Origin of the sequence: Paenibacillus phyllosphaerae (assembly GCF_014192105.1) — a bacterium.
Lineage (GTDB): Bacteria > Bacillota > Bacilli > Paenibacillales > Paenibacillaceae > Paenibacillus_Z > Paenibacillus_Z phyllosphaerae.
Genome location: NZ_JACHXK010000001.1, coordinates 351,197 through 369,131 on the forward strand (window position 1 = coordinate 351,197; position 17,935 = coordinate 369,131).

A 17,935-nucleotide genomic window follows, 5' to 3' on the forward strand; every position below is an offset into this window, starting at 1 on the left:
GTGAATATCACCGGCCCGGCATAAGGCTCTTTGCTTCTTCTCTTATTGGGACAACCGGCTTGCGAGGTTATACATATCCATATTGAACGGCTTCTTCGTATGAACGACTTTATCAATATCCGTCAGCACGAGCTCCCCGTTGATGATACCGCATCCTTTGCCAGACTCGCCTTCCATCAGACTGCGAACGGCAAAGTCGCCAAGTTGGCTTGCCAGAATCCGGTCATTGTGCGTCGGGCTGCCGCCGCGTTGAATATGGCCAAGTACCGTAACGCGCGGCTCGATGCCGTTGCGCTGCGTAATGCCTTGCGCGATCTCTTCGCCGCTGCAGACGCCTTCGGCCACGAGAATGATACTGTGGCGTTTGCCGGATTGGAAGTTCTCCTGCATACGTCGTGCGACATGGTCCAGGTCGAACGGCACTTCCGGAACAAGAATCGTCTCAGCGCCGCTCGCAAGTCCGGCATAGAGGGCGATGTCGCCGCAATGGCGGCCCATAACTTCAACGACCGAGGAACGCTCGTGCGAAGTCATCGTATCGCGAAGCTTGTTGATCGCATCCACAACGATCGATACAGCCGTATCGAAGCCGATCGTGTAGTCGGTGAACGGAATATCGTTATCGATCGTGCCCGGCAACCCCATCGTCTTAATGCCGAGCTTGCTCAGCTTATTGGCGCCTTGGTAAGAACCGTCGCCGCCGATAACAACAAGACCGTCGATGCCGCGCTCGCGCAGCACGTCTGCGCCTCTCTGCTGGCCTTCCGGCGTCAGAAACTCCTTACAGCGCGCTGTCTGCAGAATCGTGCCGCCGCGTTGAATGATATCACCAACGCTGCGCAGATCCATCTGGCGGAGATCGTTATTCAGCAGGCCTTGATAGCCGCGCTGAACGCCGTACACTTCTAGACCGTGATACAGCGCGCTTCTTACGACTGCTCTGACAGCCGCGTTCATACCTTGCGAATCGCCGCCGCTTGTAAGAACTGCAATAGATTTTACGGATGACATACTCTTCCACTCCTCAAGATGACAATAAGTTATCTATATTAAGATTGTTGCATACGAATCCAGATGCTGTTGCCCCAGAAGAACAACCGCGTTAGCGGGCTTCGCCGCATCAGCCGGCGCGAGATGCTGCGCACATCTTGCTGATCCCTTACCTTCGGGTCGGACAAATAAAGCGCCAGCAAACCTTCGATAATCATGCGATGAAACCGCCAATTCGGCAGTTTGCGAACATCCTTGCGGGCGTTCTCCATCATTAGGCCCAGTCGCTCTGTCAGCTCCCGCTGGCTCTGATAGTAGTTGCAGAAATTTAAGTCGCCGCCGATCCGATCCTCTTCCTGGTCGATCAGATAGTCGAGCATGATATGTAAGCCGCAGACATGCGGGAAATAAGCGTCTCTAATACCTCGTGCCTGCACATCCGTCAGCTTGGGATCCGTCGCTGCCAGAAATAGCATGAACATGCCGAGCGTTGAACCGGTGGCGGCTGCGAACTCATTCCATTGCAAGTGCGCGTATCGGGAGCGATGCTGGTTCCACCAAGCGAGCAGCGACGGCTCGCGGAGATCTCTACGAATATGCTTGTACACTTGAAGGTCCCGATAGAGACTGACGAGTTCCTGTACGTAAGGTTGTACCGGGCGGTAGCCTGGAAGCTTCGCTACGGCTCGCTGGCACGTCTGTACGAGCTCTTGCAAATATCCGCCATCCTCGCGTTCGGACCGGCACGCATAGTAATCTTTGACCGGCGCGATGGGGTCAACGGCATCGAGCATCGACTGATGCAGCAGATGGAAATCGGCTTCATTCTGCGACGTGCTGCGGTCGCATAAATTATCCAAGTAATCGCTGATCGTCTGAAGCGCCACGATGAGCGGGATGAGAATGTGCCGCTGCGACAGATTGGCTGCCGCATAGACGCCTCCGCCCTGGCAATGGAATTCCTTGCTGTTCATGCTCGCGAGCGCCTGGGTCCGCAATTCATCATCGGGAATAGCTTCGGCGAGCTGCCGCAATCGATTCAATTCCGTACGCACTTCCGGCAGCACGAACCGATAGACACGGTACATCAGCTTCAAAGGCGTTCGCGGAACCTGCACAGGTCGCAATGACAGTCTCATGATGAGCTCCCTCCTTGATGCTGGTGTTACGAATGGCGTTTGCCCTCAAGCTCTTGATTGATCCGGTACCAGATATGCAAGTCGTTGATCCGGCTGGCCAGATCGGCAATATTCGAGTTAAGCGTGCAGGTCTTGTCGAAATCGTCTTCTTCATTCATCTGGATCTGCAACACGTTAATCTGGTGCTCGAAACGGATGACCAGATCCGGGATTCGGCCGCGGATGATTTCCCATTGCTCCACGATGGAAGCCTGCTCCTCATCGCTATAATCCTCCCAATTCGCGTCCAGCTGGGGGAGGTTCAGACCGAGCCTCTCATTAAATATGAAAACACGATTCACGTCCTTAACCCTCCAAGCATTAATGTACCATTTCATCTCGCAATAATCCAGTCGAAATGCTTCTCTGTCGGAATTCCTCTAATCTTGTAAACGGCTTACGCCGTCTTTGATGGCGCAGCGCGTTTCATTCCGGAGAAATAGAGGATGATTGGTAACCGTGAAACTGTATTAATTCCTATATTTAAACATATTCCTCGTGCTATACTGATTTACAATCTGTCAACATTCGGCCGTTATATGTCTGTTCTCCAGTACGGGAACGTGCTCAAGCGCTATGAAAGTGGAGGTTAGCCTATGGACTCAAGTGAACCCGCACAGGAAGCAGGCAAGATCACGCACACCGCGCCTGCTTCCGCCGCACCGGCAAAGCAATCTTATGCCAAAGAGATTAATCTGCTCCGCTCGTTTTCCTTCTCGGTCTATATGACGCAGGCAGTCGTCGTTTCCTATTTGCCGCTCTATTTTCTGGACCAAGGCTTCAGTACCGGCCAGATTGGCGTGCTCTATTCGACCGGACCGTTCATCTCGATCTTCGCGAACCTGATCATGGGTCTTGTCAGCGACAAGTACCATACGCTCAAGAAGCTGTTCCCGATTCTGCTGATCGGACAGCTCCTCATGATCGCCCTGCTCTTCCCGAGCCCTGCTTTCCTTAGCGTATGCTTCATTATGATCGCATTCTACTTCTTCCAAACGCCGATGAATCCGCTGACGGACAGCTTGATTCTGCTCTCCAGCCAGCATACGGGGACACCTTATTCCCTCGTCCGCATCTTCGGCTCGCTCGGTTTCGCCTTATCGGCCTATGGATTCGGCTTGCTGCTGAAGGAAACGGGAACAGATACGACGCTAATACTGGCGCTCTGTACGATCGGAATTACACTGGCCTTTTCCTTTACGTTAAAGGACTATCAAGGGTCGCTAAGAAAAATGGAGTTCGGCGGGTTCTATCAGCTGATCCGCAAACCCCAGATTATCTCGTTCTTTGTCATCATACTCATCGTCTCGATCTCCCATCGCATGTATGAAGGCTTCCTGGCTGTCACGATGCGCCAGATGGGGGCAAGCGACTCCCTTGTCGGCCTCGCGTGGCTCATGTCCGCCGTGAGCGAGATTCCGATCCTGTTCCTGCTCGGCAAATACGGGCACAAGTTCAAGGAATTGCCGCTGCTCGTCATAGCCAGCCTGATGTACGCGCTGCGTTTCTGGCTGGTCAGCGTCATCGATTCCCCGGAGTGGCTCATTCCGGTTCAGGCGATGCACAGCGTCTCCTTCGGGATCTATTTTGCCACCGCGCTCAGGTACATCACTTCAATCATTCCCGATGAGTACCGCTCATCCGGCCAAGCGCTCTATGCGGTGGTCTGGACGGGAGTCGCCGGCGTCATCTCGGGCACGGTCGGCGGCAGCATCTACGAAGCCTTCGGCAAGGATAGCTTCTTCCAGCTGGCGATGACGCTTGCCTTGATTGCCGCGGCCGGCTTCTTCATTCAACATGTGCGAAGCAACCGGGTGCTGAAGTAACCGCCATACGATCCAAGACGCCTTCGGGCGTCTTCGTGCTTTTAAACGATAAGCGGCCCCCAACCGAAGAAGTTGGGGGCCGAGAACCTGCTATGGTTAGCGAGGACACCTACAGCTTCGTTACGTTAGCTGCTTGAGGTCCGCGGTTGCCTTGCGTAATATCGAACTGGACCGACTGACCTTCCTCCAAAGTCTTGAAGCCTTCGCCTTGGATTGCGGAGTAATGCACGAATACGTCGTCGCCGTTCTCCACTTGAATAAAGCCATAACCCTTCTCTGCGTTAAACCACTTTACTGTTCCTTTCACTTCAACAACCTCCTAGATTAAGCTCGCCGCATGTGCTGGCGAATGAATCAAATATGCACCTAACTGGTAAAGAATATCAGTCAAAGCTTAATCTGTAATCCCTGATCCGACCCTGGAATAAAGGGCAATCGGGACGGGTACAGCTCTGTTGTTCCTCCATACCTGCTGGCTTCCTTCACTATATGCGGCAAGTGCGGATACGGCACCCATTGCAGCGATAATAACGGATAAATTTTTATCGTGCCGCCCGGAGCGCAGACACGCACCATCTCCGCGATCGCCTGCAAATGAAAATCAAGGCCGAACTGGTCGGCATAGAGGAATAAGAAGTGGCTGCACACGATGGTCTGGAAGCGATTGTCCGCAAAAGGCAGCTGAGGCAGTGCCCCTTCGATATATCGTCTGTCGGCATCTGCTGAGTTGAGATCATCAGCAAACAATTGCAGGGACCGCTCGCGCGATGCCCGATGGTTCTCGATATTGCCGTAATACGTCCAATCGAATTTATCCTTAAGCCGGCCGAGCTTGGCCGTTGAAGTCTCGATCTCTAATGAAGCTTCCGCGATCCATTGATCGATCCCGGGCTTATAACGCGGATCGACCGCAATGCCTTGCAACCCTTTGCGGTGCAGCGCAGCGGTGAACGAAGAACCGCCGCCGGCGATGTCCAGCACTTCGCCTTGCCCGAGTTGCTCCTCTGTCAAATCGAACATGCGAACATACTCTTCGTAGCTCCGGCAGGTCATAGCCACGCCGATCTGCTCGTAAACGTCTTTCATGCTCATCTCTCCTCTTCTCGTCTCATCTCACTCTTCTCAACTGTAGGGCTATCATGCCTCATAAGCCCCATGAACCGCCCGAATACCGCATTTCATCCCTCTCTAATTCAGATGTTAAGCTAGTATCTATAGCGGTTCCCATATATTAACATGTAACTTATTTGATTTCTACCCTCTATAATGGCTATTATGATAGGATAACCATGCTCATTGGAGGACTTCACATGTTCAAAAAAGTTCAAATTTACAAGACCGACAAATATAATATGCTGTCCGTCGAAATTCAAGGCAAGACGCTGATCGCCAGAGAAATCTCCGATCAATGGGGCGAGGAGTGCCATACCTTCGTCAGCCGTCCGCAGATGATGCACTGGGCGGAGAACCGTTTCCGCGCAGAGGACTTCGTCGGACGCGAGGAAGAGCGCGAGGAGATTTTTGCCCGCTTCAAAGAAGTCTAAGCAAGGTGAAACGGCTATCGCCGTCTTTGATGGCGCAGCGCGTTTCATTCCGGAGAAATAGAAGATGATTTATAAACGTGCAGCTTATAAATTCTTATATTTGAACAAAAAGGAAAAATACCCCTCCCTGGCGAACATAAGTACTATATCACCTGCATAGGTTGGGCGAAGGGGAGAAACATCTGACGTGGACACGACAGCATCGATTATTTTCATTATTGCTGCCTTCTGCTTGGGCGGCATCGTCATTATGCAAAAGAATAATATCCCGCCCGGACTTCGCAGAGGATTGGCCCTCTCGTCCATTGCCTTTATCGTATTTGCTTTTTTCCTAATTGTTTATAGCTTGGCAACAATGGGGTCATAATGAAGCCGCAGGCGGGTCAAACTAGGGGCAAACCGTGAATTGGAGCGTGATTCCAGTGAAATGGCTGCCCCTTGTTTTATCCCTGTCTCTGCTGCCTGGCGCCGCGCCGGTTACACCGCCCCATTCAGCAGCAGCAGCGGCCTCATTGCCAATAGATCAACCGAGGAGGATTCCGATGAACAACGTACCTAAACGTTCCGAAACCGCACCTGAGCACCGCTGGAAGCTGGAGGACCTGTTCGCTGACCAGTCCGCATGGGACAAGGAATATGCGCTCGCCAAAGATTTGATGAAGAAGGTCGCCGCGTTCGAAGGAAAACTCGCCGATCCGAATCAGCTGAAGGCTTGCTTCGAGCTGGAAGATGAGCTGTCCCTTCATGTGGAGCGCCTCTATGTGTACGCGAACATGAAGCATCACGAGGACACGGCAGAGCCGACATACCAGGCGCTCTCGGATAAATCCAAGAAACTGTCGGTCGAGACCGGCGAAGCGCTATCTTATGTAACGCCAGAAGTGCTGAGCCTCGCCGATGCCGAACTGGACGCCTTCATCGCGAATCCGGATCTGGCCAAATACCGCCAAACGCTCGAAGAGATGCGCCGCCAGAAAGCGCATATTCTGTCTAAAGCCGAGGAGCAGCTGCTCGCGCAGGTAGGCAACGTCAGCCAAGCGCCGAACACGATCTATAGCATGCTGAACAACGCCGACCTGAAGTTCCCGAAGGTGAAAGACGAGAACGGCGAAGAGATCGAGCTGACGCAAGGAAGATACATACAGTTCCTCGAGAGCAAGAACCGTGAGGTGCGCGCAGCCGCGTTCAAGGCGATGTACGACACCTATGGCAAGCTGAAGAACACGATTGCTTCGACGCTGAACGCGAACGTGACGAAGAATGTTTTCTATTCGCGTGCCCGCAAGTACCCGTCCGTGCTGGAGATGTCCCTCTATGGCGACAATATTCCGAAGAGCGTGTACACGAACTTGATCAATACGATTCATCAGCACCTCCCGCTCATGCACCGTTACATGGAGCTGCGCAAGAAGCTGCTGAAGGTCGATGAGCTTCATATGTACGACCTGTTCGCGCCGCTTGTCGAAGAGTATAAGATGGACATTGCGTATGAAGACGCGAAGAAAACCGTCTATGAAAGCTTGAAGCCGCTCGGCGAGGACTATCTGAACGTGCTCCAGCAAGGCTTCGACAACGGCTGGATCGACGTCTACGAGAACGAAGGCAAACGCAATGGCGCATACAGCTGGGGAGCTTACGGCACGCATCCTTACGTGCTGCTCAACCACAAGGACAACCTGAACAGCATGTTCACGCTGACGCACGAGATGGGCCATGCGCTGCACAGCTACTATTCGGACAACAATCAGGATTACCGCGACGCGCAGTACACGATCTTCCTGGCCGAAGTCGCCTCGACGCTGAACGAAGCGCTGCTGATGGATTATCTGCTGAACAAGTCGACCGATGCGAAGGAAAAAATGTATCTGCTCACTTACTATGCCGACCAGTTCCGTACGACGGTCTTCCGTCAGACGATGTTCGCGGAATTCGAGAAGATCATTCATGAGAAGACAGAGGCCGGCGAGTCGTTGACGCCGCAAGACCTCAGCAAAATCTACTATGATCTGAACGTGCAGTATTACGGCCCGGGTATGGTCGTGGACAAAGATATCGAGATGGAGTGGGCGCGTATCCCTCACTTCTACACCAGCTTCTACGTGTACAAATACGCGACCGGCTTCTCGGCGGCAACCAGCTTCGCCAAGCAAATCCTGGACGAAGGCGCTCCTGCCGTCGACCGCTACCTCGGCTTCCTGAAGAGCGGCGGCAGCGACTTCTCGATTAACATTCTGCAGAAAGCCGGCGTTGATATGTCGACGCCTGCGCCGATCGAGCAAGCGATGAGCGTGTTCGAGGATCTGATCAAGCAGATGGAAGAGCTGACGAAGTAAGCCCTTGTCTAAGAACGACAATAGCCTTACGATGCGGAATCCGCTTCGTAAGGCTATTTTTAATTAGATCAGGATGCTTAGCCCGTAAGCCAACAATCCGGCCGCAGCCGAGGAGAGCAGATTGACCATGTCATTGGTCATGAAACTCCATCCCTGTACCAGCTTGGCCGGCTTCCCGCAATGTACGGCCCGCTCCGTCCTAGCGCCGCATTCGCCGCAACGGTACATCGCCTGCACGGTAGCGCCTATCAGCGAATCCGCGAATGCGCCAACCGTTCCCCCGAACGCGGCGGCGGCGAATAATGCCCAGGGAGTCGCTTGCTCCACCCCCGCATAGCCGGTCACTACGAGTATGATCCCGATGAAGCTGGCCCCTGCGGCAGCTGCCGCGCTGCCAAGCAAGGAAACGCCGCCGCTTGTGCCCGGCGTTACGACCGCACCGGTCAGGATAGACCTTGGGGCCGACCGACTTAGCGCACCGATCTCCGTAGCCCAAGTATCCGCGTTCACTGCCCCCATCACGCCAGCGAAGGCAAATAGCCAACCTTCGTCCGGCCAGATCGCATGGCCTGCGCAGAGCAAGAGGCCAAGGCCCCCGTTTGCCCACACTTGAGCTGCGTCTCTTCGGCCGCCTTTGGCATAGTTCGCTTCGGCGGACTGCTTGGCGCGATGGCGTTTCTTCCACTTGGACCACAGCGTCGAGGAGACGAAGAATGCGATTAACCCGGCGAACCATTGCGGACCGCCCAATGCAATGAACCCTGTCCCCATGATGATCGCCGACACCGCGCCTGATCCAGACAACGAGCGAAGCTTCCACGCCAACCCGGCGATAATGGCGCTGCCTGCAAGCCCAATCAGTATCCGCAGCCACCATTCCTCGATATAGCCGACCATCCATCCACCTCTTTCTTTTCCTTCCGCATAAGACGTATAACGAAGGAATCTGAAATTCCGACAAAATCCGACTTTATAAAAGGAATTATGCGCTTCATGTCGAATCCCTCTAAAACCTAATATTGCATTGATCCATCCAACCTAGCAAGGAGTGTCTTGCATTGCCTAATGATCACCTCACAGCCGCTTCAGTCGAACCCCCGGCGGATGAGCGGACCCCTGAACAACTGCTGCGCATCATTTTCGACTATACCGCCAAAATCGCCAATGAAAAAAGCTTAAGCAACGTCCTGCTCCACATGGCCGATATGGGCCGCGAGATGATCCTCGCCGACCGCTGTACCGTCTGGCTGATCGATCGCAGAAGCCGGGAACTCTTCACCACCGTGGCTCATGGCGTAGACGAAATCCGTATTCCGCTAGGCACCGGTTTTGCCGGATATGCGATCGAGACCGGCGAACCGATTCTAATCGAAGACGCCTACAATGATCCCCGGCATAATGCAGCGAACGACCAGAAGACCGGCTATCATACGAAATCGCTCATTACGGTGCCTTTCGTCGGGAATGACGGCTCTATTCTCGGCGCCTATCAGGCGGTTAATAAGCGCTCCGCCTCTTCGGTGTTTACGAACCGCGACCTTGAACACCTGACCTTAGCCGCCTCTTATGCCGGGAAGTCCCTCGAATCGGTCATGCTGCATGAGGAGATTGCGGCGACCCAGCGGGACCTCATCGTCGCGATGGGCGAGATCGGCGAGAGCCGCTCCAAGGAAACCGGCAACCACGTGAAGCGTGTAGCGGAATACTCCTATATCCTGGCCATCGGATGCGGGCTCAGCCATGAAGAAGCCGAACAACTGAAGATCGCCTCCCCCATGCATGATATCGGGAAGGTCGCAATTCCTGACGCAATTCTGCAGAAGCCCGGCAAGCTGACGGAAGAAGAATTCGAGATTATGAAGCAGCATACGTTAATCGGCTACTCGATGTTGAAGTCCTCCGGCAGAGCCTTGCTCAACATTGCGGCTACGATTGCGCTGCAGCACCATGAAAAATGGAATGGAGCCGGTTATCCCCATGGGCTCAGCGGCGAGGATATTCATCTGTATGGCCGAATCACGGCCATCGCCGACGTCTTCGATGCCCTCGGCAGCGACAGGGTCTATAAGAAAGCATGGGAGCTTGACCGCATTCTGGCCCTCATGCAAGAGGAACGCGGAAGGCACTTCGACCCTGCCCTCATCGATGTCTTCTTCGAGCAGCTGCCTAAGCTGCTGACCATTCGCGAACAGTACCAAGACAAGTTAATTAGTCCGTAGAACGCACGAAAAACCGGCGCCGCTTCGGCAGCCGGTTTCTTGCGCGACCAAGGGCGGCTTCGCAAGCCCGCTTCCGCTTGCCCGCGCTGCCGTTACGACAGCCCGAACGCTTGCCCGTACCGGTCCGGATAATTGGTGCAGATCATGAGGTCCGGATCAACCGACGCAAGACGTCTCATCGTCTGGGCATCGTTGACGGTCCATACCATGACCTCGATCCCTTCTTGGCGCATAACCTTCAAGAGGGGAGCTGTCGCGAACGGGTGGCCTAGCGACAAGAAATCCGATTTGAGCTGTCGCAAGTCGCCCAAGAGAGAGGACGGCGCCCCATCAATGATCAGTCCGGTACGCACCTCAGCCGTCAGTGCGCGTACTTTCGCCAGCGACTGCTGATCGAATGACGTAATGACCGAATCATGCTCCAGCCCTTTGGCATAGAGCAGCTCGACTACCTTCTTCTCCAGCTCCGGGTATCGGCCTCCATAGGTCTTGAGCTCAATGTTGAGCCGACAGCGGCCGATCGACTCGTCAAGCAGCTGGGCGAGCGTCGGAATGCCTTCCCCTTCGAATGCCTTGTTAAATTTCACGCCTGCATCGATGCGGCCAAGCTCCTCAGCCGTATAGTCGGCCACCTTACCGCTGCCCGTCGTCGTTCTTCGCAAAGTATCGTCATGAATAATAACCGGAATGCCATCCTTGGACAGCTGAACGTCCAGCTCCATCCATTGGACGTACGGGAATGACATCGCTTTGCGAAAAGCAGCCATCGTATTCTCAGGCGCAAGCCCCGATGCCCCCCGGTGTGCGCATGCTACTACCACTTGTATCTACTCCTTCGCTTTGATGTACCCTTCCTTATCGACCGTCGCATTCAGCGAGAAGCCCGACAGTCGCGTTAACAGCTCCTGCGCGGCCGTTCCTTCCAGCGGCGCCGGCTGGGACTGCGCGGCCCGCATCGGGTGGAACTGCAGCTTGCAATTCCCGCTCTTCGTGCAGACGGCTTCGAGGACGCCGGTATCCTTCGTTTTCTCGGTCTTCGTCATATTAAAAATATAATTGCCCAAGCTGTATGCAATCCACTTGCCTTTATACGTTTCGAACCCTTGCAGCACGTGCGGATGGCTGCCGATGATAAGATCGGCGCCTGCGTCGATGAGCACCTTGCCGAGGTCCTTCTGATACGGCTCCGGCGTATCGGCCCGTTCAATCCCCCAGTGGATCATGACGATGACCAGATCCGCCTTCTCCTTCGCTTCCTTGATCGTCTTCACGGTGCGTGTAGAGTCGTACGCTTCCGCTACGCCGGGGTGATTCTCCGCAGCCTTCCATTCCCCTACCGGCAGCACCCGGGATACGCCGATGTAAGCGACCTTAATGCCCTTGGCCTCCAGGTAGATCGGCTCGAAAGCTTCCTTGTCGTCGCTGCCCCCTCCGATATTCGGGATACCCGCTTCGTCCAGATAGGTTATCGTATCGAGCAGCCCTTCCGTCCCTTGGTCGAGCGTATGATTGTTGGCGAGGCTGACCACATCGAATCCGGCCTCCTTCAGCGCTGGCAGCGACAGCGGCGAGCCTTTGAAGACGTACTGCTTATCCTCGGCCGGCGTACCGCGCGTCGTAATCGGATTCTCCAGATTCCCTGCCGTCAAATCGGCCCCCTGCAGGAATGCGAGCGACTTGGCGTACGGGAATGCATAGCCGTTCTTCAGCATCGTATCTTCGACTGAGCCTGCAAGCAGGATATCGCCGACGAAAGACAGCTTAATCGTCTCGCCTTCATCCGCGCTCCCTTCGCCGGCAGCGGGCGTTGCGTCCTCATCCGGCGGCGAGGCTTCTTCCTCTGAACTGCCCGGCTGTTCAGCAGGCTGTCCGCTAGGTACATCCGTCTTAGCGCCAGAGTCAGAGTCCGGCTCCGCTTCCCCGCCAGCTTCGGGCAAGGACACCTCCGTACCGGCATCCTCTTCCTGGCCGGTCTGCGGCTCTGCCTCGCCAGGCGGATTGTTATCCGGCTCATCTTCCGCCGCGTCCGGTGTATCGGCTTGACCGTTATTCGTCGTTGCAGCCGAATTCCCGCCGCTCCCGGCTTCCTCGCGCGGAGGTCCTTGATCGCCGTTATTCGTAAGTAATACGCCAATGAATACTCCGATTAAGACAAGCAGCGTCACGTTCACGATCAACAAGCGCCGCATTCGTTTTCTTCGTCGTTCTTTATTCAACTTCTGGGCTTCCGAGCGGGACATCGACATGATTCAAATCTCCTTAATGAGATGACATATTCTGCAAGCGTCCTCTTATTATACCAATTGTTTCTTTCCTTGCGATAAGAGGTTTTCAGGCAATATCCGTGATCTCATAGATTTGAACGCCGTCTCCCTCCCGGCTGCGAACCTTGCTCTGACGCTCCAAGTGCACCAGATGGGCCAGCGTCTCCGACATCGCAAACCGGAGATTATGCGCATTGCCTGCGATTCTAGCTCCGAACAACGTTTGGCACAGCGCAAAACCGTGCTGAGGACGATCCTTCAGCAGTTCGAGAATGTAGGCAAGCCGGCGGTCATGGAACGCAAGCAGCGCATGTATGCGTCCTTGATAGTCGGCGAACGGTTCGCGGTGGCCAGGGAATGCAAGCTCCACCTCATAAGCCGCAAGCTCCTGAAGGGAACGGAGGAACGAAGCGAGCGGATCCTCCTCTTCACCCGGCACGAGCGAGATGTTCGGCGTAATGTCAGGCAGCACTTGATCCCCGCAGAGCATATGCTTGCGGTTGCCGTCATAGAAGCACAACTGGCCGAAGGCATGGCCCGGCGCATCGATGGCCAGCCACGAGGAGCTGCCCATCTGCAGCGTATCGCCGGCTTGGATGAAGCTTACGTTCGGCATGGGGGACACCCGCGCGACGAAGCTCTCCAGATGGTCGCGAATATCGTCTTGCAGCTCCTCCGGCATGCCATGGAGCCGATAGAGACGGGTCAGATCGGCAGCAAAGCTTCGTTCTTCTCCCCACAGCCTGCGCGTATAGGCGTACGACGCTTCGCTCATATAGACCGGCGCGCCGGTCTGCTGCTGGAACCAGCCTGCCAGGCCGAAGTGATCCGGATGCTGATGCGTCAGGACGATCGAATGGATACGTTCGAAGGCAATACGCTCCTGCCCCAGCACCTGCTTCCATACGTCCAGCGCTTGCTCCGTATGCAGGCCCGGGTCGACTAATGTGTAACCTTGCTCATCCTGCAACAAGTAGCTGTTCACCCACTTCAGCGAAAAAGGCAGCGGGATCCGCACCTGAAGAATCCCGCCCGGCCATTCGCGGGCTTGTCCTGTAACTACGTTCGCTGATTCCGTCAATTAGGACAACCTCCCGACCATGATCATCCGCATCGATTCCGAGGCGTCGTATGGGCTGCCGTTGTAATCGCCATAGACTCGGGTAAGCGTTAAGCCAGCCTCAGTCAATGATCGCTCGAACCAAGGCAGCGGGAAGAGGCGGACCCGTTCCTCGTAACGGCGTTTTGCTTCTTCGGGCAGGCCGATCTCGATCTGTTTGATCACCCAGCCGTCCACGACGGAACGCTTCTCGTCGATCTGCGTACCTGTCGCTTCATCGATACGATGCGAATGCGGGACCAGATGGCGCTCCACATAGACCGGATTCATGAAGTCGATCAAGAAGTGCCCGTCGGGCACAAGAACGCGGCGGATCTCGCGCAGCACCTGCACATTATCTTCCTCCTGCTCGAAATAGCCGAACGAGGTGAACAAATTGACCGTCGCCTGGAAAGAAGCTGACGCGAAAGGAAGCTTACGCATATCTCCTTGCACCAGCTCGACTTGACCTTGATCATTATTCGCCTTCGCTTCCTGCAGCAGTTCGGCAGACAGGTCAATGCCCGTCACCTTGTAGCCGAGCTCGGCCAAAGCCAATGCATGCCGGCCCATGCCGCAGCCGACATCGAGCACTTCGGCATCCTGGGGCAGCTCGAGCCACCCCGCCATCCGCTGCACTTCTTGCGCAGCCTGCTTCCAGTTGCGATGCCGGTACACAATCATATAATCAGAGCCGAAGCTCCTCTCAAACCATGCCATTCCTCTCACTCCTTGACGCCCGATGAATAGAACCTATACCTGTTATTGTACTTTACCTTCCTCGTATCTGGCAAAATTACGGAGGGTAAACAAGCATATTCGAGACTCCCTTGCAGCATACTAGCCAAACTGTGGTAAAAATGGCTGACGCGCACTTATTTCGCTATGAAGGAGGATGACAGCTATGCTCAACCGGATCGAGACGATCATGGCGCAAGCCAAGGATCTGAACACCCATCGCATTCAGAACAATACGATTACGATTGAGGTAGCTTATATTTCCTCGCTCTGCGATGAAAGTAAAGTGAGCGATTTTATCCTCGTGCCTTTCCTGAAGGACGAGCTCGAATTCCAAAAAAACATCAGCCTAAACCCCAATTTCATCGTGCTGACCGACACGGCAAAGTGGAGCGAAACGCTGCTTCGCGGCTTTGTTCTGGTCCAGCTGGAAGGAACGGTATATACCCTCGACGCCGCACGGGTCATCCGCAACGAGAACCCGCAAACCCAGGTGGAGACAGCCATCATGGGCTCGCAGGTGTCGCTCAGCGAAGACTTGATCGATTCGATCAACATCATCCGCAGCCGATACCCTTCTCCCGAGCTGGCGATCGAGGAGCGTACGGTCGGCAACTGTTCTCGTACGCGCGTCTCCATTATCTTCGACTCCCGTCGCGTCGATCCGAGCGTATTGACGGAGGTTAGGGACAAAATCATGAATCTGGAGGTCGATTTCCTCCAGGCGCCGGGTCAATTGGAGCGTCTGATCTCAAGCCGCAAGCGCAGCTTATTCCCGACCATGATGATTACCGAGCGTCCGGACCGGGTAACGAGCAGCCTTCAAGCCGGCAAGGTAATCCTCCTTGTGCAGGGCTCCGGTTTTGCGTTGATCCTCCCCGCAACGTTCTATGATTTCATGCACGCGGTAGACGACGAGTATGATTCGTTCTGGATGACGCGCTTCCTCATAACGCTTCGTTATATAGGGGTTATTCTGACGATCTTGCTGCCATCGCTGTATATTGCCGTCGTCTCGTACAATCCGGAGCTGTTCCGCGTCCAGCTCGCTTTCTCGATCGCGGGCAGCCGTTCCGCCGTGCCCTATCCGTCCTTCATCGAAGTCATGATCATGCTGTTCATGATCGAATCGCTGATCGAAGCCAGTGTTCGCTTGCCCAAATATATCGGTTCCACGGCAACGACGGTAGGCGGTCTGATCCTTGGTCAAGCAGCCCAGCAGGCGGGCTTGGTCAGCAGCATCATGATTATCGTTACGTCGGTCGTCGCGATCTCGAACTTCGTGGTGCCGGTCAATAACATGTCCACGGCGATTCGGTTTCTCAAATATCCGCTCATCATCCCGGCTATTTTCTTCGGACTTGCCGGCGTCGCGGTAGGCATCTTCATCTATATCGTGTATTTGGCGGACCTCCGGAGCTTCGGCAAGCCGTATTTCCGCTTCATCGGTCCGACCAAAAGGCATTCCGGAGACATCGGGCAGGTGGATCAAGCGTGAGCCGTTACTTCTACTATCACATCGTGTTGGTCAGCCTGCTTAATCTCATGCTGTTCGTGCCGCACATCTTGATTCGCTACCGCTACCAAGGAGCCGTCACTTCCATGGCGCTGGCCGTCGTCATCGGCACGGCAATGACGTTCATGTATACCTATATCATGGGCAAATTCCCCGGGCTTGGCATGCCCGAGATTCTAGACAAGTTTCTGCCCAAAATGGTTGTTAAGCCGATCATGGTGTTCATGGCGGCCATGTGGATCATCGGACCTTCGATTGCCCTCGTCTCGTATGCGGTGTTGATCAACCGGTTCATTAACCCGGATACGAGTCCGGTTATGGTGCTGATTCTGCTGAGCGGGGTCTGTATCTATGCGGCCACCCGCTCGACGTTAACGCTCGCGTTCCTCGTGGAGATGGGCATGCTCATCAACTTCCCGATCATTCTCTTCATTCTGCTGAAGGCGGTGCGGAGCGATGCCATCAACTGGGACGCCATTCGAACCGTCGCCAACTATTGGACGCAAATGCCCAATCTGCAATCGGTCGGGGCCGCCAGCTATATCTTCACTGGCTATGTCAGCTTTGCCATCTATAACCGCCTTATGCCGCCCAATATCCGTATTCGGCATAGGTGGATCATTCCGATCAGCGGAAGCGCGATTCTGCTGCTGACCTTCTTCGTGCCGATCGGTTTTCACGGGACGGAAGCCGTCGAGAATTACCTGTACGTCTGGAGCGTGACCGCGGATTCGCTGATGATGAACTATGGGTTTATCGAGCGCGTCATCTTCATGTTCTTGATCATGTACTTGAATTTGACGCTCATCTACACGGCTTCGGGCTGGCATCAAGCCATTGAGTTCCTGAAGGCCCTCTCGAACTCCTACAAGCCGTCCGTCGATGATGTGCCGATGAAACGCAACGGGTTTATCTATAGCACGGTTATCGCCTTGTTAACCGTCATCTACCTCTATTACGTGAATGAAAAAACGACCTTCGCCATCTCGGGCTATTGGCTCAGCTTCCGGATGTTTATCGAGATCGGCACCGTCGTGACCATGTTTATATTTGCGAGGAAAGGAACGAATTCCTCATGAGGCTCAAAGGGGCGGCTGTCGTATTGTCCTTGCTGTTAATGAGTACGGCGCTATCCGGGTGCGGATTCAAGGATATCGACAAACGGTTCTTCGTCGTGGCCATGGGCATTGACCTGCCGGATGAAGGGAAGGGATTCAAGGTGACGCTCCGCCTCGCCGTACCTTCGCCGAAGACCGAGCCAGGATCGGCCATGTCCCAGATCGAGACCATCCAATCGCAGACGATTGCCGAAGCGGTTCGGCTCGCCAAGTCCCATGTGGACAAGGAACTGGATTTTGGCCATTGCAAAATATTCGTGCTGGGCGAGAAGCTGATCAAGCAAGGGTACAACGACGTGCTCGAATGGGTAACCAGACGACGGGACGTCCAGTCCGTATCTTATTTTGCAATCGGCAGGCCGGATGCGGCTACGATCGTGAAGGTCCAACCGCCAACGGAACGTTATCCGGGGAACGCGTTGTTCCTGGCCTTCGGCACGGACGGAACCGAATCGTCCTATTCGATGACCGCCTATGCGTTCGATTTCGGACGTCGCGCCGAAGAACAGGGCTTGGATCCCGTCCTGCCGCTCATCCGCAAAGAGAAGGCGATGGAGAACTACTACATCACCCGGATCGCGCTGCTCGACAAGTCCAAGATGGTCATGCTCCTCACGCCGCAGGAGACCCAATTATACAATCAAATTGCGAACCACTTCGGCAAATCGACGGTCCGATCCAAGGTCGACAATAACAATATGGTGATCGCGGCGAACTCCGTCCGTTCCCATTATGACATCGTCAGCGGGGAGAACGGGACGCATACGCTGCGGCTGAAACTGCGGGTAAGCGGAATTATTGAGGAAGCTCCGCCAGGCGTCTACGATCAGGACTGGGGCAAACTTGAAGCAGGGTTCAGCGAACAGACCGCGGCTGAGATCAAAACGATGCTGGAGAAAATCCAGAAGGCCGGCGTCGATCCGTTCGGCTTCGGCCTGCGCTATCGGGCTACCCATGCGGGCAGTCCGAAGACGTGGGAAGCATGGCAGCAAATTTACCCGGAGCTTCAATTCGATATCCGGGTGAAGATTCATATTGAAGGAACGGGGCTTGTCCGGTAATCGGATGGTTGAGGTTGAGGTCACAATGGATCGTCATATAAAAAAAGCG

General features: G+C 54.7%; 18 protein-coding genes. 8 read left to right on the plus strand and 10 right to left on the minus strand.

Features of this window, described 5'->3' with window-relative positions:
- Positions 1 to 42 precede the first annotated feature (42 nt).
- Genes pfkA through FHS18_RS01290 form a run of 3 tightly spaced genes read right to left on the minus strand, consistent with a single transcriptional unit; the run spans position 43 to position 2,470 of the window.
- Complete coding sequence (pfkA, locus tag FHS18_RS01280; protein ID WP_183596095.1) at positions 43 to 1,011, minus strand: 6-phosphofructokinase; 969 nt, start codon at positions 1,009 to 1,011, stop codon at positions 43 to 45.
- A gap of 38 nt (positions 1,012 to 1,049) precedes the next feature.
- Positions 1,050 to 2,129 carry a tetraprenyl-beta-curcumene synthase family protein gene (locus FHS18_RS01285; RefSeq protein WP_183596097.1) on the minus strand — a complete coding sequence of 360 codons (1,080 nt, stop codon included), beginning with the start codon at positions 2,127 to 2,129 and terminating at the stop codon, positions 1,050 to 1,052.
- A 26-nt stretch (positions 2,130 to 2,155) separates the two neighbouring features.
- Positions 2,156 to 2,470 (minus strand): hypothetical protein, encoded by a 315-nt coding sequence (locus tag FHS18_RS01290; RefSeq protein WP_183596099.1) that lies wholly within the window; start codon positions 2,468 to 2,470, stop codon positions 2,156 to 2,158.
- A gap of 294 nt (positions 2,471 to 2,764) precedes the next feature.
- Between FHS18_RS01290 and FHS18_RS01295 the strand changes: the two genes are divergently transcribed.
- The gene (locus tag FHS18_RS01295; RefSeq protein WP_183596101.1) at positions 2,765 to 3,994 is read left to right on the plus strand and encodes an MFS transporter; all 1,230 of its coding nucleotides are present in this window, start codon (positions 2,765 to 2,767) and stop codon (positions 3,992 to 3,994) included.
- Positions 3,995 to 4,103: 109 nt separating this feature from the next.
- Here FHS18_RS01295 and FHS18_RS01300 read toward each other — a convergent pair whose 3' ends face one another.
- Together FHS18_RS01300 and FHS18_RS01305 are read right to left on the minus strand one after the other, a co-directional pair.
- The gene (locus FHS18_RS01300; protein WP_183596103.1) at positions 4,104 to 4,301 is read right to left on the minus strand and encodes a cold shock domain-containing protein; all 198 of its coding nucleotides are present in this window, start codon (positions 4,299 to 4,301) and stop codon (positions 4,104 to 4,106) included.
- Positions 4,302 to 4,381: 80 nt separating this feature from the next.
- Complete coding sequence (locus FHS18_RS01305) at positions 4,382 to 5,080, minus strand: class I SAM-dependent methyltransferase (RefSeq protein ID WP_246427397.1); 699 nt, start codon at positions 5,078 to 5,080, stop codon at positions 4,382 to 4,384.
- Between the two features lie 224 nt (positions 5,081 to 5,304).
- Here FHS18_RS01305 and FHS18_RS01310 point away from each other — a divergent pair, with 224 nt between their 5' ends.
- The 3 genes from FHS18_RS01310 (at position 5,305) to pepF (ending at position 7,871) form a co-directional block, all read left to right on the plus strand.
- Complete coding sequence (locus tag FHS18_RS01310) at positions 5,305 to 5,538, plus strand: hypothetical protein (protein WP_183596106.1); 234 nt, start codon at positions 5,305 to 5,307, stop codon at positions 5,536 to 5,538.
- Positions 5,539 to 5,725: 187 nt separating this feature from the next.
- Complete coding sequence (locus FHS18_RS01315; RefSeq protein ID WP_183596108.1) at positions 5,726 to 5,905, plus strand: hypothetical protein; 180 nt, start codon at positions 5,726 to 5,728, stop codon at positions 5,903 to 5,905.
- A 175-nt stretch (positions 5,906 to 6,080) separates the two neighbouring features.
- On the plus strand, positions 6,081 to 7,871 hold the full coding sequence (gene pepF / locus FHS18_RS01320; protein WP_183596110.1) for an oligoendopeptidase F: 1,791 nt from the start codon (positions 6,081 to 6,083) through the stop codon (positions 7,869 to 7,871).
- A gap of 63 nt (positions 7,872 to 7,934) precedes the next feature.
- Here pepF and FHS18_RS01325 read toward each other — a convergent pair whose 3' ends face one another.
- Positions 7,935 to 8,768, minus strand: a complete 834-nt coding sequence (locus tag FHS18_RS01325; protein WP_183596112.1) for a DUF92 domain-containing protein — start codon at positions 8,766 to 8,768, stop codon at positions 7,935 to 7,937.
- Positions 8,769 to 8,929: 161 nt separating this feature from the next.
- Between FHS18_RS01325 and FHS18_RS01330 the strand changes: the two genes are divergently transcribed.
- A complete protein-coding gene (locus FHS18_RS01330) occupies positions 8,930 to 10,090 on the plus strand; it encodes an HD domain-containing phosphohydrolase (RefSeq protein ID WP_183596114.1) in 1,161 nt (386 codons plus the stop codon).
- Positions 10,091 to 10,182: 92 nt separating this feature from the next.
- Here FHS18_RS01330 and FHS18_RS01335 read toward each other — a convergent pair whose 3' ends face one another.
- The 4 genes from FHS18_RS01335 to FHS18_RS01350 form a co-directional block, all read right to left on the minus strand.
- On the minus strand, positions 10,183 to 10,911 hold the full coding sequence (locus tag FHS18_RS01335; RefSeq protein WP_183596116.1) for a glycerophosphodiester phosphodiesterase family protein: 729 nt from the start codon (positions 10,909 to 10,911) through the stop codon (positions 10,183 to 10,185).
- A gap of 6 nt (positions 10,912 to 10,917) precedes the next feature.
- Complete coding sequence (locus FHS18_RS01340) at positions 10,918 to 12,336, minus strand: CapA family protein (RefSeq protein ID WP_183596118.1); 1,419 nt, start codon at positions 12,334 to 12,336, stop codon at positions 10,918 to 10,920.
- 85 nt (positions 12,337 to 12,421) lie between these two features.
- Positions 12,422 to 13,435: an MBL fold metallo-hydrolase gene (locus tag FHS18_RS01345; protein WP_183596120.1), complete on the minus strand. Its 1,014-nt coding sequence runs from the start codon at positions 13,433 to 13,435 to the stop codon at positions 12,422 to 12,424.
- Positions 13,436 to 14,173, minus strand: coding sequence for a class I SAM-dependent methyltransferase (locus tag FHS18_RS01350; protein ID WP_183596122.1), 738 nt, complete (start codon positions 14,171 to 14,173; stop codon positions 13,436 to 13,438).
- Between the two features lie 184 nt (positions 14,174 to 14,357).
- On the opposite strand from FHS18_RS01350, the gene FHS18_RS01355 reads away from it, so the two are divergent.
- From FHS18_RS01355 to FHS18_RS01365, 3 genes are read left to right on the plus strand one after another with little or no spacing between them, the layout of a single operon-like run.
- Positions 14,358 to 15,689: a spore germination protein gene (locus FHS18_RS01355; protein ID WP_183596124.1), complete on the plus strand. Its 1,332-nt coding sequence runs from the start codon at positions 14,358 to 14,360 to the stop codon at positions 15,687 to 15,689.
- A complete protein-coding gene (locus FHS18_RS01360; protein WP_183596126.1) occupies positions 15,686 to 16,786 on the plus strand; it encodes a GerAB/ArcD/ProY family transporter in 1,101 nt (366 codons plus the stop codon). Before FHS18_RS01355 ends, FHS18_RS01360 begins: the two co-directional genes overlap by 4 nt.
- On the plus strand, positions 16,783 to 17,886 hold the full coding sequence (locus FHS18_RS01365) for a Ger(x)C family spore germination protein (RefSeq protein ID WP_183596128.1): 1,104 nt from the start codon (positions 16,783 to 16,785) through the stop codon (positions 17,884 to 17,886). The genes FHS18_RS01360 and FHS18_RS01365 overlap by 4 nt, the downstream gene beginning before the upstream one ends.
- Positions 17,887 to 17,935: the final 49 nt, after the last annotated feature.

What these genes read in the sequence shown, in the direction of transcription:
- pfkA (WP_183596095.1), bottom strand. Translation starts at nt 1,011, where the DNA reads ATGTCATCCGTAAAATCTATTGCAGTTCTTACAAGCGGCGGCGATTCG.
- FHS18_RS01285 (WP_183596097.1), bottom strand. Translation starts at nt 2,129, where the DNA reads ATGAGACTGTCATTGCGACCTGTGCAGGTTCCGCGAACGCCTTTGAAG.
- FHS18_RS01295 (WP_183596101.1), top strand. Translation starts at nt 2,765, where the DNA reads ATGGACTCAAGTGAACCCGCACAGGAAGCAGGCAAGATCACGCACACC.
- FHS18_RS01305 (WP_246427397.1), bottom strand. Translation starts at nt 5,080, where the DNA reads ATGAAAGACGTTTACGAGCAGATCGGCGTGGCTATGACCTGCCGGAGC.
- FHS18_RS01310 (WP_183596106.1), top strand. Translation starts at nt 5,305, where the DNA reads ATGTTCAAAAAAGTTCAAATTTACAAGACCGACAAATATAATATGCTG.
- pepF (WP_183596110.1), top strand. Translation starts at nt 6,081, where the DNA reads ATGAACAACGTACCTAAACGTTCCGAAACCGCACCTGAGCACCGCTGG.
- FHS18_RS01325 (WP_183596112.1), bottom strand. Translation starts at nt 8,768, where the DNA reads ATGGTCGGCTATATCGAGGAATGGTGGCTGCGGATACTGATTGGGCTT.
- FHS18_RS01340 (WP_183596118.1), bottom strand. Translation starts at nt 12,336, where the DNA reads ATGTCGATGTCCCGCTCGGAAGCCCAGAAGTTGAATAAAGAACGACGA.
- FHS18_RS01350 (WP_183596122.1), bottom strand. Translation starts at nt 14,173, where the DNA reads ATGGCATGGTTTGAGAGGAGCTTCGGCTCTGATTATATGATTGTGTAC.
- FHS18_RS01355 (WP_183596124.1), top strand. Translation starts at nt 14,358, where the DNA reads ATGCTCAACCGGATCGAGACGATCATGGCGCAAGCCAAGGATCTGAAC.
- FHS18_RS01365 (WP_183596128.1), top strand. Translation starts at nt 16,783, where the DNA reads ATGAGGCTCAAAGGGGCGGCTGTCGTATTGTCCTTGCTGTTAATGAGT.